Below are 14,924 nucleotides of genomic sequence, written 5' to 3' on the forward strand. Positions count from 1 at the left end.
GCAGGCAGCACAGCGATGGAGGCTGGTACCGGGCTCCGGCTCCGTTTACCTCGACGGTGCCGGCCGCCGGAGGACCCGGCGGCACGAGCCGCGCACCTCCGGCACGGGGCAATCCGGCTCCCCGCCCCCGATGCTGCCGGGGCGGGTCACGGTTGCGGGTCAGCGCCGGATTCGCACCGGCTTCCCCCCGTACGGAAGTGTGGACGACGCCCATACTCTACCGGCCCGTAGCTCCGGTGCCGGGTGGCGCCGCCCACCCGCGCCCCTTACACGGCGCGGTACGTCACGGGGTCGCTGCCCGGCACCGCCTCCGCGCGCCCCTGCTTCACCAGACGCCGCAGGTGGGCTTCCGCTTCGGAGACGGCGATGTTGCGGGAGCCGTACGGGATCTGCTCCCAGGGCCGGTTCCACTCCATCCGCTCCGCCAGCGCCCACGGGGTCAGCGGCTCGGCGGCGAGCAGTTCCCGCAGCCCGGTCAGCCGTTCCTCGTGGTGGTCCAGCAGTTCCCGTACGCGGCCCTGCGCGTCGGTGAAGGCGTACTGGTGGGCCGGGAGCACCTCGGCGGGCTGGAGGCGGCCGATGCGTTCGAGGGAGTCGAGGTAGTCGCCGAGGGGGTCGGTGACCCGCTCGGAGGAGGGGTCCTCGTAGAGGCCGATGTGGGGGGAGATCCCGGGCAGCAGGTGGTCCCCGGAGAAGAGGCGGCCGTTGCCGGGCAGGTTCCCCGGATGCTTCTCCTCCAGGTGCAGGCAGACGTGGCCGGGGGTGTGCCCGGGGGTCCAGATCGCCCGGAGCCGGCGCCCGGCCAGCGGCAGCAGCTCGGCGGGCACGATCTCCCGGTCGGGGACGGCGGCGCGCAGCCCGGGCAGGGTGCGCATGCGGCCGCTCGCGCGGGCGGCCCGCAGCGGGGCGATGTGCTCCTCGGGGGCTCCGGCGGTGGCCAGCTTCTCGCTCATGTAGTCGAACCAGACGCCGGGTTCGGAGGCCCGGGTCCGTACGACGACCTCGGTGTCGGCGGCGTGCATGGCGATCCAGGCGCCGGAGGCCTCGCGGACCTGGCCGGACAGGCCGTGGTGGTCGGGGTGGTGGTGGGTGATGACCACGCCGTGCACGTCGGCGATGGCGAGGGAGAGGGCGCCGAGGCCGGCGACGAGGGTGTCCCAGGACTCGGGGTCGTCCCAGCCGGTGTCGATGAGGACCGGGCCGCGGTCGGTGTCGAGGACGTGGACGAGGGTGTGGCCGAGCGGGTTGTCGGGGATGGGGACCTTGATGCCCCACACGCCGCCGCCGTGATCGGTGACGTGGGGGGTGCCCTGTGTCGTGTCCTCTGCCATGAAGGGCTCCACTCTCACGAGAACGTGTTGCATTAGTAGCCCAAGTCGACCATCTTCGGGGCGATCTGACTAGTCGTTGGATCTTCGATGTGTTGTACGAGGCGGTTCGGTCAGCTCCGTGGACTCCTAGAACTAGAACTGGTATCAGTTCTGGAACGCCAAGCCGCAGGAGGCATCAGCCATGACCGAGCTCGTGGAACACGGAAAACTGTTCATCGGCGGTGAGTGGACGGATCCGCTGGGCACCGACACGATCAAGGTCGTCTCGCCCCACACCGGGCAGGTCATCGGCAGCGTCCCGCACGCCTCGAAGGCGGACGTGGACCGGGCCGTCGCCGTGGCCCGCAAGGCCTTCGACGAAGGCCCCTGGCCGCGCACCACGCTGGAAGAGCGGATCGCGGTGGTGACCAGGATCAAGGACGCCATAGCCGTCCGCCACGAGGAGATCGCCCGCTCGATCAGCTCCCAGAACGGCTCCCCGTACTCCTGGAGCATCCTCGCTCAGGCCCTCGGCCCGATGATGGTCTACGACGCCGCGATCACCGTGGCGCGCGACTACCCGTACGAGGAGTACCGCCAGGGCGTCCTCGGCCCGATCCTCGTCCGGCGCGAGGCCGTCGGCGTGGTCGCCGCCGTCATCCCGTGGAACGTCCCGCAGTTCGTCGCCGCCGCCAAGCTGGCGCCCGCGCTGCTCACCGGCTGCACGGTGATCCTCAAGCCGTCCCCCGAGGCGGTCCTCGACTCCTACATCCTCGCCGACATCGCCCGCGAGGCCGGGCTGCCCGAGGGCGTGCTGTCGATCCTGCCCGCCGACCGCGAGGTCAGCGAGTACCTCGTCGGCCACCCCGACGTGGACAAGGTCGCCTTCACCGGCTCCGTGGGCGCCGGCCGGCGGGTCATGGAGGTCGCCTCCAAGAACCTCACCCGCGTGACCCTCGAACTCGGCGGCAAGTCCGCGGCCGTCATCCTTCCCGACGCCGACCTCGACACCGCCATCGCCGGCATCGTCCCCGCGGCCTGGATGAACAACGGCCAGGCCTGCGTGGCCCAGACCCGCGTCCTCGCCCCGCGCAGCCGCTACGAGGAGATCGCCGAAGCGCTCGCCGCCGCGGCCTCGGCGCTGGTCGTCGGCGACCCGATGGACCCCGCCACGCAGCTCGGCCCGCTGGTGGCCAGGCGGCAGCAGCAGCGCTCGCTCGACTACATCCGGATCGGCCAGGAGGAGGGCGCCAAGGTCCTGTCCGGTGGCGGGCGTCCGGCCGCCTCGGACCTGGACCAGGGCTGGTACGTGGAGCCGACCCTCTTCGGCGACGTCGACAACTCGATGCGGATCGCCCGCGAGGAGATCTTCGGCCCGGTCGTCTGCCTGATCCCGTACGGGGACGAGGCGGAGGCCGTACGGGTCGCCAACGACTCGGAGTTCGGGCTCAGCGGCAGCGTCTGGACCGGCGACGTGGAGCACGGCATCGACTTCGCGCGACAGGTGCGGACCGGCACCTTCAACGTGAACACCTTCAGCCTGGACATGCTCGGGCCGTTCGGCGGCTACAAGAACAGCGGCGTCGGGCGGGAGTTCGGCCCGGAGGGGCTGAGCGAGTACCTGGAGCACAAGATGATCCACCTCCCGGCAGGGTACGTACCCCCCGCGGCCGGTGCGTGATGGGTGACCGCTGGCACGTCGAGGTGGACCGCGGCGTCTGCATCGGCTCGGGGATGTGCGTGAACCACGCCCCGGACGGCTTCGCCCTCGACTCGGCACGGCAGTCGCATCCGCGGGCGGCGGAGACGGACGCGAGCGAGCCGGTGCTCGCGGCGGCGGAGGGATGCCCGGTCGAAGCGATCGCGATCACCCTCCTGGGCAGCGGCGAGGCGGTGTTTCCTCCGGAGGAGTGAGCGGGCCGGACCGGCGTCGGGACCGGCGTCGGGACCGGCGTCGGGGCCGGGGGAGCGATCCCCGGCCCCGGCTCCGCGTGCGGTGCCGCTCCCGGGACCGCCCCGGACCTCTTCGAGGCCGTCGTGCTTGCGCCTTGCTCAGGCGGGTACGAGCAGGCACGTACGGGAGTGCCTCATGGCGGAGGAGTGGCGGAAGTGATTCGCAAGCTGCAGGCCGTCGCGTTGGACTGTGCCGATCCGGTGCGTCTCGCGCGGTTCTACGCCGATCTGCTCGGTGGCAGGATCGTCGTGGATGCCGAGGATTCCGGCTGGGTCGAGGTGCACGGCTTCGAGGGGATCCCGATCGCCTGTCAGCGGGTGGACGGCTACCGGCCGCCCGAATGGCCCGGCCGGGAGCGTCCGCAACAGCTCCACCTCGACTTCGACGTGGACGACCTCGACGGCGAAGAGGCGCGGGCGCTCGCCCTCGGGGCGACCGTGCTGGAGCGGACGGACCAGCTCCGTCCGGAGGCCAACTGGCGGGTCTACGCCGACCCGGCCGGGCATCCCTTCTGCCTCTGCGTGCACTGAGCCCGCAGGCCCTCCCGGGCGAACAGCCAGATCAGGACTTTTTCGCGGGCGGCGGAGGCGGCTGCGGAGAGGGCTCGGCCGGGGACTGCGGGGACTGCGGGGCCGTGAGGTCGATCAGGCGGCAGACCGTTTCGATGTCGATCTTCACCTGGGCGATCGAGGCGCGGCCCGACAGCCAGGTGATCAGGGCCGAGTGCCAGGTGTGCTCGATGACGCGGACCGCCGACAGCTGTTCCGCCGTCGGCGGGGCCTCCAGTCCCATCGCGTCCAGGATGATCGCCGTCGTGAGGCGGGACACCGTGTCCACCTCCGGGCTCACGCTGCGGTCCGCGAAGGTGAGGGCCCGGACCATCGCGTCCGCCAGGTGCGGCTCCCGCTGGAGCGCGCGGAAGGCGCGCATCAGGGTCTCCGCGACGCGGGCCGCGGGCTCGTCCCCGGCCGGCGGGCGCTTGCGCAGCGTTCCGTGCATGTGCTGGAGCTGGTCCTGCATGGTCGCGACGAGCAGGTGCACCTTGGAGGGGAAATACCGGTAGAGGGTGCCCAGGGCCACGCTGGAGGACTCCGCCACCTCCCGCATCTGCACCGCGTCGAAGCCGCCCCGGCTGGCCAGCTGGGCGCTGGCGTGCAGGATTCGCCTGCGCCGTGCCTCCTGGCGCTCCGTCAGGGGCGGAGACGCCGGTGTGGTGACGGCTGGGGGCACGGCCTTCGCTTCCGCTGTCATCTGTCCCGTTCCGGTTCCGAGGCGTTCCAGTTCCAAGGCGTTCATGTCTGTGGCGCTCATGTCTGTGCCGGGGCGGCCGCGGGAGTCGCCCCGGGCCGTCGCGCGCCCAGCATGGCAGGCGCCCGATCCGTGGCGCGAATCACCTGCCACCCCTCTTACGGTGTGGTTTCCGGCCGGTAGATTCAATGCTCTTCAGCGGATCAAGTCTGAAACTTGTTCTACATTATCCGAGCGGTTACGCTCCGGCGAAAGTGCAGGGAGAAGGGGGCCGAGAGTGACCGCAGAGGCCATGGTGACGAGCCCTCTCACGGGGTCCGAAGCCGACGACAGCCGCCCGTTGCGGATCGCACTCCTCACCTATAAGGGGAACCCGTTCTGCGGTGGCCAGGGCGTCTACGTCCGCCACCTCGCGCGCGAGCTCGTGAAGCTGGGCCACTCCGTCGAGGTCATCGGCGCGCAGCCCTACCCGGTGCTCGACACCGACGCCCTCACCGGCGCCGGCGCCACCCTCACCGAACTGCCCAGCCTGGACCTCTACCGCAGCCCCGACCCGTTCCGCACCCCCAAGCGCGACGAGTACCGCGACTGGATCGACGCCGTCGAGGTCGCCACCATGTGGACCGGCGGGTTTCCCGAACCGCTGACCTTCTCGCTGCGTGCGCGCAGGCATCTGGCGGCGCGGGCGGGCGAGTTCGACGTCATCCACGACAACCAGACGCTCGGCTACGGGCTGTTGGCCGACCTCGGCGCCCCGCTGGTCACCACCATCCACCACCCCATCACCGTCGACCGCAAGCTGGACCTGGCCGCCGCGAAGGACCGCAGGAAGCGGGCCTCCGTACGGCGTTGGTACGGGTTCACGCGCATGCAGGGCCGCGTCGCCCGGCGACTGGCCTCCGTGCTCACCGTCTCCGGCTCCTCCAAGAAGGAGATCGCCGAGCACCTCGGCGTGCGGGACGAGCGCATCCACGTCGTCCACATCGGCGCCGACACCGACCTCTGGTCGCCCGACGCCTCCGTGGCCGAGGTGCCCGGGCGGATCGTGACCACGTCGAGCGCCGACGTCCCGCTCAAGGGGCTCGTGCACCTCGTCGAGGCGCTCGCGAAGCTCCGTACCGAACAGCCCGACGCCCATCTCGTCGTCGTCGGCAAGCGCGCCGAACAGGGCCCGGTGGCCCGCGCGATCGAGACGTACGGACTCCAGGACGCCGTCCGCTTCGTCAAGGGCATCACCGACACCGAGCTCGTCGACCTGGTCCGCAGCGCCCAGATCGCCTGCGTCCCCTCCCTGTACGAGGGCTTCTCGCTCCCGGCGGCCGAGGCCATGGCCACCGGCACCCCGCTGGTCGCCACCACCGGCGGCGCGATTCCCGAGGTGACCGGTCCGGACGGCGAGTCCTGTCTCGCCGTGCCGCCCGGCGACGCGGGCGCGCTGGCCGCCGCGCTGGGCCGGCTGCTGGGCGACCCCGAACTGCGCACCCGGCTCGGCGCCGCCGGCCGCGAGCGGGTGCTGTCCCGCTTCACCTGGGCCAAGGCCGCCGAGGGCACCGTCGTCCACTACCGCGCCGCCATCGAGCGGGCGGCAGCGGCGGGCGGGAAGGCCCCGCGGAACCGGCAGACCCCGACGGCCGCAACGACCACGACCCGGTGACCTCCACCTTCCGTCCGATGCATTTCCCCTCCCCACCCCGCGACCGCGAAGGCAGGACCACGTGCTGACCGTCGATTTCTCCCGGTTCCCGCTCGCCGCAGGCGACCGCGTACTCGATCTGGGCTGCGGCGCAGGCCGGCACGCCTTCGAGTGCTACCGGCGCGGCGCCCAGGTGGTCGCCCTCGACCGCAACGGCGAGGAGATCCGCGAGGTCGCCAAGTGGTTCGCCGCGATGAAGGAGGCCGGCGAGGCCCCGGCCGGCGCCACCGCCACCGCGATGGAGGGCGACGCCCTCGCGCTGCCCTTCCCCGACGAGTCCTTCGACGTCGTCATCATCTCCGAGGTGATGGAGCACATCCCCGACGACAAGGGCGTCCTCGCCGAGATGGTCCGCGTCCTGAAGCCCGGCGGACGCATCGCCATCACCGTGCCGCGCTACGGCCCCGAGAAGATCTGCTGGGCGCTGTCCGACGCCTACCACGAGGTCGAGGGCGGCCACATCCGCATCTACAAGGCGGAGGAGCTCCTCGGCAAGATGGAGTCCGCGGGCCTCAAGCCGTACGGCACCCACCACGCGCACGGCCTGCACTCGCCGTACTGGTGGCTCAAGTGCGCCTTCGGCGTGGACAACGACAAGGCGCTGCCCGTCAAGGCGTACCACAAGCTCCTGGTCTGGGACATCATGAAGAAGCCGCTGGTCACGCGGCTCGCGGAGCAGGCCCTGAACCCGGTCATAGGCAAGAGCTTCGTCGCCTACGCCACCAAGCCGCACCTTCCCGTGGACGCGGCCGCGGCCGAGCCCGTGGGCGCCGCGCAGTGAGCTCTCCCGGGCGCACCGCACCCGAACACCTGGTCCTGGACGGTGTGCTGACCGCCGATCAGGCCGCCGCCACCGTCGCCGGGATCCTCGCCGCGCAGCGCGCCGACGGGGCCATACCCTGGTTCCGCGGGCACCACCTCGACCCGTGGGACCACACCGAGGCCGCGATGGCCCTCGACGCGGCCGGCGAGCACGAGGCCGCCGAGCGGGCCTACGACTGGCTGGTGCGCCACCAGAACGACGACGGCTCCTGGTACGCGGCCTACGCCGACCGCGAGGACGGCGTCGACACCCGCGAGCCGCAGGACGCGAGCCGGGAGACAAACTTCGTCGCCTACCTCGCCGTCGGCGTCTGGCACCACCACCTGTCCACCGGGGACGACGCCTTCCTCGACCGGATGTGGCCCGCCGTGTACGCGGCCGTCGAGTTCGTCCTGCGGCTCCAGCAGCCGGGCGGCGAGATCGGCTGGAAGCGCGAGGCCTCGGGCGAGGCCGTCGCCGACGCGCTGCTGACCGGCTCCTCCTCCATCCACCAGGCGCTGCGCTGCGCGCTGGCCATCGCCGAGTACCGGGGCGATCCGCAGCCGGACTGGGAACTGGCCGCGGGAGCCCTCGGGCACGCGATACGCCGGCACCCGGAGCGGTTCCTCGACAAGTCCCGCTACTCCATGGACTGGTACTACCCGGTCCTCGGCGGGGCGCTGACCGGCGCGGAGGCCAAAGCCCGGATCGAGGAGCGGTGGGAGGAGTTCGTCGTCCCCGACCTCGGCGTGCGGTGCGTGCTGCCGAACCCGTGGGTGACCGGCGGGGAGTCCTGCGAACTGGCGCTCGCGCTGTGGGCGACGGGGGAGTCCGACCGGGCCCTGGAGATCCTGCGCTCGATCGGCCACCTGCGGGCCGACAACGGCATGTACTGGACCGGGTACGTCTTCGACGACCGTCAGGTCTGGCCCGTGGAGCAGACCACCTGGACGGCGGGCTCGCTGCTCCTCGCGGTGGCCGCCCTGGGCGGCGACGAGGCCACGGGCACGGTCTTCGGCGGGCTGACCCTGCCGTCCGGCCTGGAACCGGACTGCTGCGGCTGACGGTTGAAGCTCAAAGGGAGTGGGCACGGGCGCCAACGCGGCCCGTGCCCACTCCCGTTTCACGACCTGCTCTACATCACTTCGACGTAGTCCTCGCGTCCGATGGCGACGTAGTACGGCGCGGTGACGTCGAGGTAGCGGATCTGCCAGGAGCCGTCGCTGCGGGCGGTGACCTTCGTGCTGAACGAGCCGTTCGCGGCGGTCGTCGCGGCGCCCTGGTAGGTCCAGGCGGAGCCGGGAGCCTTGGCCTTGAAGTAGACGCGGACCTTCTGGCCGGCGAGCGGCAGCCAGGCGGCGGTGATGGACTCCTGCTGGAGGACTCCGCTGGCAGTGATCCTGGTCCCGGCGGGGACCTGCTCGGGGGCCAGGTTGTCGCGGACGATCCGGGTCGTCTTGCGGGTCAGCCGGACCGTCGGGGCGGCGGGACCGATGTCGGCGGTGCCGGCGTAGCGCAGGCGGACGTAGTGGCCGTCCTGTTCGGGCGTGTGCTTCAGCTGCTGGCTGAAGGCCGTCCCGAAGGGGGTGGTGAAGGTCTTCACCGTCTTCCACCCGGTCTTGCCGTCCGCGGAGAGCTGCACGTCGACCGTGGCCTTGGCGCCGGCGGGGGCGGACCCCTGCTGGACGGCCAGCTGGCCGAGGACGGTGATCGTCCGGTTCTGGTCCGCAGTCACCTTCAACGGGGAGAAGAGGGTGGTGTGCGTGGCGTCCACGGACAGGCGGGTGGAGAGGCTGCCGGTGAACCACCCGTTGTTGGAGTCGGACGGCAGTTCCACGCGGGCGTATCCGTCCCGCTTGACGGAGTGGGGGACGTCGAAACCACCGGTGGTGTCACTGTTCCGGCTCAGCCCGCACCCGTACGCCTCACACCCCTCGGTGGACACGGTCACCCTTGCGTCCGGCAGCGGCCGGACGGTGCCGTCGGAGGCGGTCCAGGTCACCGCTCCCTTGACGGGTACCGTGCTGCCGTAACGCCCGACGATCCCTCCGGCGGGCTGCCGGACGGTGACCTGGGCGGGCGTCGCCCGCACGTCGAGGTCCAGTGTCCGTTGAGGCAGGACACCGGCCATGCTCCACTGAGGGTCGACCGTGACCTGGAGGTTGGGCTTCGGTTCGAAGCCCTCGTACTGGAAGAGGGCTGCGAAGCGGCCCGCGCCGTCGGTGGTCAGGCGCTCCGTCGCATGGCTGCCCCAGGCGGACCGGCGGACCAGGTGCACCGGGGCGTCCGCCAGCGGCTTCACCTCGTGGGTACGGGGGTGCTCGGCGAGCAGGGTGCCGGAGGCCTTCCCGCCGCGCCGCTCGTAGGAGAGCACCGGGTTGCTGGACTCCAGAGAGCTGAACCGGGGGTTGAGCGCGTAGGCGAAGTTCCGTCCGGCTTCCACGTACTCCTTCTCGTCCTCGCGTCCCTTGCGGAGGACGACGTCGAGGTCGTACATGCCCATGTCGTCGAGGACGAACGGGGCGGAGTCGTTCTGCACGGACGGGCAGGGGTACTCGTCGTCGGGTATGCACGTCCAGTCGCCGAACCCGCCGACCTCGGCCACGGCCGTCTCGCCGTTCTTGGGGCGGATCCGGACCACCGTGTCCCCTCCGGGCACCTGATCGGCCACGACCCGAACGCGGAACTCACCGCCGGACTGGATCACCCGGACCCAAGGCGGGGAGTCGGTGTCATCGGCCTGCGCCACGGACCCGAGCCCGAGGCCGGACGCGGCCGCGGTGACGGCCAGCGCGATGCCGAGCGACGTCATCAACTTGTTCAACGATCCCCCAGGAGGCGGCATGTGTGTGGGTGTCACGGGGTCACCACGGTGAAGGTGGGGCTGGTGACGGGCTCGAGTCCCTTGGCGCCCTCGAAGTGGATGCGCCAGGTTCCGCCCTCGGGGAAGGTGCCCGGCTCCAGCGTGCGAAGGATCGGCCCGGTGCGCCGGAGGAGGGAGCTCCGGTACGTCTTCCAGCCCGTCTTGCCGTCGGCCGAGTGCTGGATGCGGTACACGTCCTCCTCCATGTTCGTGCCGTACCCGAGCCGCTTGCTGCCCTCGATGGTCAGACGGCCCTTCGCGTCCTTGGTGGCCTTCAGACCCCAGAAGGCCACGGTCCGGTCGACCTTCACGGTGATGGGGGCCCGGGTGACACCGTCGAGCAGTGCTCCGGGCTGGTGGGTCACCGCCAGCACGGTGTCTCCGTGCAGGGTGTACCGGTCCCAGACGAACGTGCGTTCCCCATACGGCGTGACGATGCGTCCGCACTTCGAGCCGTTGACGTCCCAGCCTTCGCAGGGGTCCGCCGCTCCCATGAGGCCGCTGTCATCGAGGGGGTGCAGTTCGCCGTCCGCGCCCCGGTAGAAGACCTTGCCCGAGATGCGGAAACGGCTTTCGTATCCCGGCGCCACCGTGGACGGCGTGTCCAGGGCGATGACGACCTTGCGCTTTTCGACGGGAAGTTCCGTTGCGACCTGGGCGGCACCCGCGGCCTCCACCTTCACGGCCGTGCTGGTGTTCCGCGCGCCGTAGGTGAAGGAGGCGGAGAACGTGCCGTCGCTCCCGGCGACCACCCACCGCGGTATCTCCTGGAAGGAATGGCCGGCGAATGTGAGCTCCACTTGGCGGCCCTTGAGCGGGGTCTCGACGCGGGTGCGGGGATTGCGCAGGGTCAGCTTGCCGGTGACGGTCGCCGTCGGCTTCTCCAGGGAGACCGGTGCGGTCGCCGGGTCCAGGGCGATGACGGGGTGCGGCAGGTAGCGCAGCTCGCCGCTGTCGGCGCACGTGACGGCCTTGCCGGCGGCATCGGTGTACCGGACGTCGAGGGCGTAGCGGCCGAGGGACGCGAGTGCGGGCAGCGCGGCGGAGCGGTGTCGCACGCCGAAGCCGGGCCGCGCCGTGGACTCGAAGCCCCCCGCGGTGGCCAGCACCTGCGTGGTGCCCGGCGCGCGCACGTCGACCCGGAGGTCCTTCAGGGCGCCGAAGGCGTCGACCTGTACCCGGGCCGCGTCCGCGAGATCGGTCACGGCGACCACGTCACAGGCGTCGGCGGCCGTGGCGGCGACGCTTCCCGGTGCGGCGGCGACCATGGTCGCCGCGATGCCGAAGGCGGCAACGAGAGCCGTTGCCGTACGAGTTGTCCTGGCGGACATCGGTGGATGCCCTCCCGTCTCATGATGGTCCGAGGGCAGGGTCGGCTCGGCCCTGCCCGGTGTCCTGTTCTGTCTTCGCTTCTGCGGGGCGGGCATGGCGGGACCCCCGTACCGGCCTCGCCCGCCCCGCATCCGTCCGTGCGGCGCAGGAGTCAGCGCACGGGGGCGTAGTCCTCGCGGTGGTGCGTCCGCTCCTCGGTGGAGAGGGTGAACCGGAAGACGCCGCGGGGCTCACCCGGGGCCGCGGGCACCTGGGCCGGTGCGGCGGCTGAGCTGGCGGCGGGCGCCGCCAGATGGGGCGCGGAGTGGGCGGGCACAGCCGCCTGCGTCGCGGTGTTCGTGTTCAAAAGAGCCCCCCCGGGCGAAGTCCAATCGATCAACTCTCGCCCGTACGACCCGCGGCCGGCACGGATGGTTGCCCTCGCATGCCGGAATTTCTGAAAGAAGGAAGCGCACGGCCGCTGACGACATGGCGACGCTCGCCCTCCGGTCGACGGGAGGGCGAGCGATGGATGACGTGCGCGGGGCCCACCGGCCTCGGCGACTGACGGGAAGACGGCCTAGCGGCGGTAGAGGCGGCCCGCCACGGCGTGGCCGATGACCAGGTAGGCGACGGCCGCGATGCCGTAGCCGATCACCACCTGGACCCAGTCGCGGTGGAAGGTGAACAGGTCGTAGGACCAGCCGGCCAGCCAGCTCGCCGCGTCGTGGATGAAGTCGACCAGTGCGTTCCCCTGGTTGGCGTCCAGCAGGTACAGCAGGATCCACAGGCCGATCACGAAGGCCATGACGTCCGCCACGACCGCGACGGCGCGGCCCGCCTGGCTGCTTCCTCTGGTGCGTGCTCGCGTGTGTGTGGGCATGCCGCGCTTCTGGCCGCTTTCCGGCCGGATAAACCCACCGGGTAAACCCGAACGGGTCCCCCGGGTGGCGGAGCCGGATGACCGGGGTGAGGCTGCGGAGGACGCCTCAGTCCCCGGAGGAAACCCGTGTCCCTACCCACCACAGCCGTCCGCTTCCGCCGTGCCCTCACGGCGGTGCTCCTGTCCTGCGCCCTGCTCGGCGGTGCCACCGCCTGCGGCTCGGGCGGTGGCGACAAGGTCGCCGCCGGTCAGGCCGACGAGGTTTCGGTGGCCATGGCCGCGTTCGCCGAGGCCGACGCGGCGGCCTCCGCAGAGGACGCGGAAGCGGCCGCCGCCACTCCCTCGCCCAGTAGCCCGGAAGAGAAGCAGAAGTTCGCCAAGACCCGCTTCGTCGCCAACGCGGGGCTCGCGGCCGGAGCCACGTACCAGTGGATCATCAAGCCTTACCGCGACGGCAAGTTCAAGAAGGGCGCCAAGGGCCGCACCTTCGCCCTGGTCAAGGCGGGCCTGGCGGGCGCCTTCGCCTACAACCGGCTGAAGGCGGCCAGCGAGAACGCCAAGGGCGACCCGCTGCTGTCGAAGGCCGTGGGCCCGCTGACGGCGGGCATCGACTCCCTCAAGGGGCTCGGCACCAAGCTGCGCAAGGGCCAGGCCGGCGACGCCGACATCGGCGCCTTCGAGAACGTCATCAACAGCGTCAAGGAGGCCGGCAAGAGCGCGGGCGCCACGGTGACCGACAAGGTCCCGAGCGCGGGCCAGCTGACCGGTTGACCGGCTGAGACCCCTCTTCTCGCAGCAGGCCGGACCGGAGCATTCCGGTCCGGCCTGCTGCGTGCCCGTTTCACCTGTTTGAATGGGTGGGTGATCGAGTACGTGGTCCTCGCCGGCGCCGGCGCCGCAACCGCCTGGCTGATGCGCCGCAAGCACCGCAGCCGCCAGGCCGGCGCGCCCGTGCCCGGGATCCCGTGCATGGCGCGACGGCCCGCGGGCAGCGGCCGCTGGCGCAGCGGCCGGGTGTACGCCGACCAGGGCGCGGCCCGCTGGGTGCCCGGCCGGGGCGAGCCCGTGGCCTTGACCGGAGCCCGGGCCACCGGCGTACGGGCCCCCTCCGTGAAGGAGGGCATCTCCATCAACCCGGGCTCGCGGATCGTGACCTGCGAGTTCCCCGAGGGCAGCGGCGACGGCGGCGACGGCGCCGGCGGCGCCATGGAGATCGCCGTGATGCCACTGGACCTGCGGGAGCTGCTGGCGGCCCTCCCGGAGACGCCTCCGGCATCCCTCCCGGAGCCGCTTGCGGAGGAACCCCCGGGCGCCGAGCCGCGATAGCCCCGACGCACCCCGGCGGACCGGGCCGCGGGCCGCCGGTCCGGGGGCTCCGGGGTTCCAAGGGACGCGCCCTGCGCAAACCTTCGGCCCAGCCCGACAATGGGCGCCATGGCCGACAACACACTCTGGGTGGGCGTGCTCACCGCGGGCACGGCGGTGGTCGCGAGCTGGGTGACCAGCCGGGGTACGGCCCGGGCCGCCCGGATCCAGGCCGAGACGACCGCCGCCGTTCAATCGGGGGCGATGCCGACGCGATCCAGCGGTTCAACGAGTGCTACGCCCCGTTCTGGGCGGCGGTGGTCGCCCTCGTGGCCGTCGCGCGGGAGGTGCTCCAGGAGGGCGCCGTCCCCGTCCCCGTCCCCGCCCCGCGGACCCGGACGCGCCGGCCGGGAGTGCGGCGGCGGCCGGGGCCGGGGCCGGAGGGGGAGCGGGTCCGCTAGCTGTTCAGCTCCGCCAGGACCCGCAGGGTGTGCGGGTCGGGGGCGGTCAGCAGGAGGTCGGTCACCGGGCCCTTGCGCCACAGTTCGAGGCGCTCGGCGATCCGCTCCCGCGGCCCGACCAGGGAGATCTCGTCCGCGAACGCGTCCGGGACGGCCATGACGGCCTCTTCCTTGCGCCCGGCCAGGAACAGCTCCTGGATCCGGTGCGCCTCCTCCTCGTAGCCCATCCGGCCCATGAGGTCGGCGTGGAAGTTGCGTGCCGCGTGGCCCATGCCGCCGATGTAGAAGCCCAGCATCGCCTTCACCGGGAGGAGTCCCTCCGCGACGTCGTCGCAGACCTTCGCGCGCGCCATCGGGGCGATCATGAACCCCTCGGGGAGCTCGGACAGCGAGGCCTGGTAGACGTCCGTGCGGGTCGGCGACCAGTAGAGGGGGAGCCAGCCGTCCGCGATGCGGGTGGTCTGGGCGATGTTCTTGGGCCCCTCCGCGCCGAGCAGGACCGGCAGGTCGGCCCGCAGGGGGTGGGTGATGGGCTTGAGCGGCTTGCCGATGCCGGTGCCGTCCGCGCCCCGGTACGGGTGGCTGTGGAAGCGGCCGTCCAGCGCGACCGGCGCCTCGCGGCGCAGCACCTGGCGGATGACGTCCACGTACTCCCGGGTCGCCGTCAGGGGGCTGGAGGGGAAGGGGCGCCCGTACCAGCCTTCGACCACCTGCGGTCCGGACAGGCCGAGGCCGAGCATCATCCGGCCGCCGGACAGGTGGTCCAGGGTCAGGGCCTGCATGGCGGTGGCGGTCGGGGTGCGGGCGGCCATCTGCGCGATGGCGGTGCCCAGGCGGATGCGCGAGGTGTGCGCGGCGATCCAGGTGAGCGGGGTGAAGGCGTCCGAGCCCCAGGCTTCGGCGGTCCAGACGGAGTCGTAGCCGAGGTTCTCGGCTTCGGCGGCGAGGTCGAGGTGGTCCGGATTGGGGCCGCGGCCCCAGTAGCCGAGTGCGAGTCCGAGGCGCATGTGACGGTCCCCTCCACGAATCTGACGATGCGTCAGGTGACTGTAGGGCAACGGCCCCCCACCCGGAAGGGTGGGGGGCCGTTGTGC

15 protein-coding genes and 1 riboswitch are annotated in these 14,924 nt (G+C 71.9%); of the genes, 8 read left to right on the forward strand and 7 right to left on the reverse strand.

The window, feature by feature from the left end:
- Nucleotides 1-106: 106 nt before the first annotated feature.
- Nucleotides 107-187, reverse strand: a riboswitch (cobalamin riboswitch).
- Nucleotides 188-266: 79 nt separating this feature from the next.
- The gene (locus tag ACE1OC_RS28200) at nt 267-1,331 is read right to left on the reverse strand and encodes an MBL fold metallo-hydrolase (RefSeq protein ID WP_407839360.1); all 1,065 of its coding nucleotides are present in this window, start codon (nt 1,329-1,331) and stop codon (nt 267-269) included.
- Between the two features lie 181 nt (nt 1,332-1,512).
- Between ACE1OC_RS28200 and ACE1OC_RS28205 the strand changes: the two genes are divergently transcribed.
- The 3 genes from ACE1OC_RS28205 (at nt 1,513) to ACE1OC_RS28215 (ending at nt 3,794) form a co-directional block, all read left to right on the forward strand.
- The gene (locus ACE1OC_RS28205) at nt 1,513-2,991 is read left to right on the forward strand and encodes an aldehyde dehydrogenase (protein WP_407839361.1); all 1,479 of its coding nucleotides are present in this window, start codon (nt 1,513-1,515) and stop codon (nt 2,989-2,991) included.
- The gene (locus ACE1OC_RS28210) at nt 2,991-3,224 is read left to right on the forward strand and encodes a ferredoxin (RefSeq protein ID WP_266958309.1); all 234 of its coding nucleotides are present in this window, start codon (nt 2,991-2,993) and stop codon (nt 3,222-3,224) included. The genes ACE1OC_RS28205 and ACE1OC_RS28210 overlap by 1 nt, the downstream gene beginning before the upstream one ends.
- 195 nt (nt 3,225-3,419) lie before the next feature.
- Entirely contained in the window at nt 3,420-3,794 is a 375-nt protein-coding gene (locus tag ACE1OC_RS28215; RefSeq protein ID WP_407839362.1) for a VOC family protein, read from the forward strand.
- Between the two features lie 31 nt (nt 3,795-3,825).
- Here ACE1OC_RS28215 and ACE1OC_RS28220 read toward each other — a convergent pair whose 3' ends face one another.
- Nucleotides 3,826-4,515: a TetR family transcriptional regulator gene (locus ACE1OC_RS28220; RefSeq protein WP_407839363.1), complete on the reverse strand. Its 690-nt coding sequence runs from the start codon at nt 4,513-4,515 to the stop codon at nt 3,826-3,828.
- A 274-nt stretch (nt 4,516-4,789) separates the two neighbouring features.
- Between ACE1OC_RS28220 and ACE1OC_RS28225 the strand changes: the two genes are divergently transcribed.
- The 3 genes from ACE1OC_RS28225 to ACE1OC_RS28235 all read left to right on the forward strand — a co-directional run bounded on the left by ACE1OC_RS28225 (nt 4,790) and on the right by ACE1OC_RS28235 (nt 8,071).
- On the forward strand, nt 4,790-6,166 hold the full coding sequence (locus tag ACE1OC_RS28225; RefSeq protein WP_407839364.1) for a glycosyltransferase family 4 protein: 1,377 nt from the start codon (nt 4,790-4,792) through the stop codon (nt 6,164-6,166).
- A 61-nt stretch (nt 6,167-6,227) separates the two neighbouring features.
- On the forward strand, nt 6,228-6,986 hold the full coding sequence (locus ACE1OC_RS28230) for a class I SAM-dependent methyltransferase (RefSeq protein WP_338056963.1): 759 nt from the start codon (nt 6,228-6,230) through the stop codon (nt 6,984-6,986).
- Nucleotides 6,983-8,071 (forward strand): prenyltransferase, encoded by a 1,089-nt coding sequence (locus ACE1OC_RS28235; RefSeq protein ID WP_407839365.1) that lies wholly within the window; start codon nt 6,983-6,985, stop codon nt 8,069-8,071. Before ACE1OC_RS28230 ends, ACE1OC_RS28235 begins: the two co-directional genes overlap by 4 nt.
- A gap of 71 nt (nt 8,072-8,142) precedes the next feature.
- Here ACE1OC_RS28235 and ACE1OC_RS28240 read toward each other — a convergent pair whose 3' ends face one another.
- The 4 genes from ACE1OC_RS28240 to ACE1OC_RS28255 all read right to left on the reverse strand — a co-directional run bounded on the left by ACE1OC_RS28240 (nt 8,143) and on the right by ACE1OC_RS28255 (nt 12,064).
- Nucleotides 8,143-9,831, reverse strand: coding sequence for a hypothetical protein (locus ACE1OC_RS28240; protein ID WP_407839366.1), 1,689 nt, complete (start codon nt 9,829-9,831; stop codon nt 8,143-8,145).
- Nucleotides 9,832-9,863: 32 nt separating this feature from the next.
- Entirely contained in the window at nt 9,864-11,201 is a 1,338-nt protein-coding gene (locus ACE1OC_RS28245) for a hypothetical protein (RefSeq protein WP_407839367.1), read from the reverse strand.
- 152 nt (nt 11,202-11,353) lie between these two features.
- Entirely contained in the window at nt 11,354-11,548 is a 195-nt protein-coding gene (locus tag ACE1OC_RS28250; protein ID WP_407839368.1) for a hypothetical protein, read from the reverse strand.
- Nucleotides 11,549-11,761: 213 nt separating this feature from the next.
- Nucleotides 11,762-12,064 (reverse strand): hypothetical protein, encoded by a 303-nt coding sequence (locus ACE1OC_RS28255; RefSeq protein ID WP_274552129.1) that lies wholly within the window; start codon nt 12,062-12,064, stop codon nt 11,762-11,764.
- Between the two features lie 273 nt (nt 12,065-12,337).
- Here ACE1OC_RS28255 and ACE1OC_RS28260 point away from each other — a divergent pair, with 273 nt between their 5' ends.
- Nucleotides 12,338-12,835, forward strand: coding sequence for a hypothetical protein (locus tag ACE1OC_RS28260; protein WP_375953430.1), 498 nt, complete (start codon nt 12,338-12,340; stop codon nt 12,833-12,835).
- A 90-nt stretch (nt 12,836-12,925) separates the two neighbouring features.
- Complete coding sequence (locus tag ACE1OC_RS28265) at nt 12,926-13,390, forward strand: hypothetical protein (protein WP_407839369.1); 465 nt, start codon at nt 12,926-12,928, stop codon at nt 13,388-13,390.
- A gap of 436 nt (nt 13,391-13,826) precedes the next feature.
- Here the strand turns inward: ACE1OC_RS28265 and ACE1OC_RS28270 are convergent, their stop codons facing one another.
- A complete protein-coding gene (locus tag ACE1OC_RS28270; protein WP_250745660.1) occupies nt 13,827-14,837 on the reverse strand; it encodes an LLM class F420-dependent oxidoreductase in 1,011 nt (336 codons plus the stop codon).
- Between the last annotated feature and the right edge of the window lie 87 nt (nt 14,838-14,924).

Source organism: Streptomyces stoeckheimensis, assembly GCF_045822005.1.
Classification (GTDB): Bacteria; Actinomycetota; Actinomycetes; order Streptomycetales; family Streptomycetaceae; genus Streptomyces; species Streptomyces stoeckheimensis.

What these genes read in the sequence shown, in the direction of transcription:
- ACE1OC_RS28200 (WP_407839360.1), bottom strand. Translation starts at nt 1,331, where the DNA reads ATGGCAGAGGACACGACACAGGGCACCCCCCACGTCACCGATCACGGC.
- ACE1OC_RS28260 (WP_375953430.1), top strand. Translation starts at nt 12,338, where the DNA reads ATGGCCGCGTTCGCCGAGGCCGACGCGGCGGCCTCCGCAGAGGACGCG.
- ACE1OC_RS28220 (WP_407839363.1), bottom strand. Translation starts at nt 4,515, where the DNA reads ATGACAGCGGAAGCGAAGGCCGTGCCCCCAGCCGTCACCACACCGGCG.
- ACE1OC_RS28210 (WP_266958309.1), top strand. Translation starts at nt 2,991, where the DNA reads ATGGGTGACCGCTGGCACGTCGAGGTGGACCGCGGCGTCTGCATCGGC.
- ACE1OC_RS28245 (WP_407839367.1), bottom strand. Translation starts at nt 11,201, where the DNA reads ATGTCCGCCAGGACAACTCGTACGGCAACGGCTCTCGTTGCCGCCTTC.
- ACE1OC_RS28270 (WP_250745660.1), bottom strand. Translation starts at nt 14,837, where the DNA reads ATGCGCCTCGGACTCGCACTCGGCTACTGGGGCCGCGGCCCCAATCCG.
- ACE1OC_RS28205 (WP_407839361.1), top strand. Translation starts at nt 1,513, where the DNA reads ATGACCGAGCTCGTGGAACACGGAAAACTGTTCATCGGCGGTGAGTGG.
- ACE1OC_RS28255 (WP_274552129.1), bottom strand. Translation starts at nt 12,064, where the DNA reads ATGCCCACACACACGCGAGCACGCACCAGAGGAAGCAGCCAGGCGGGC.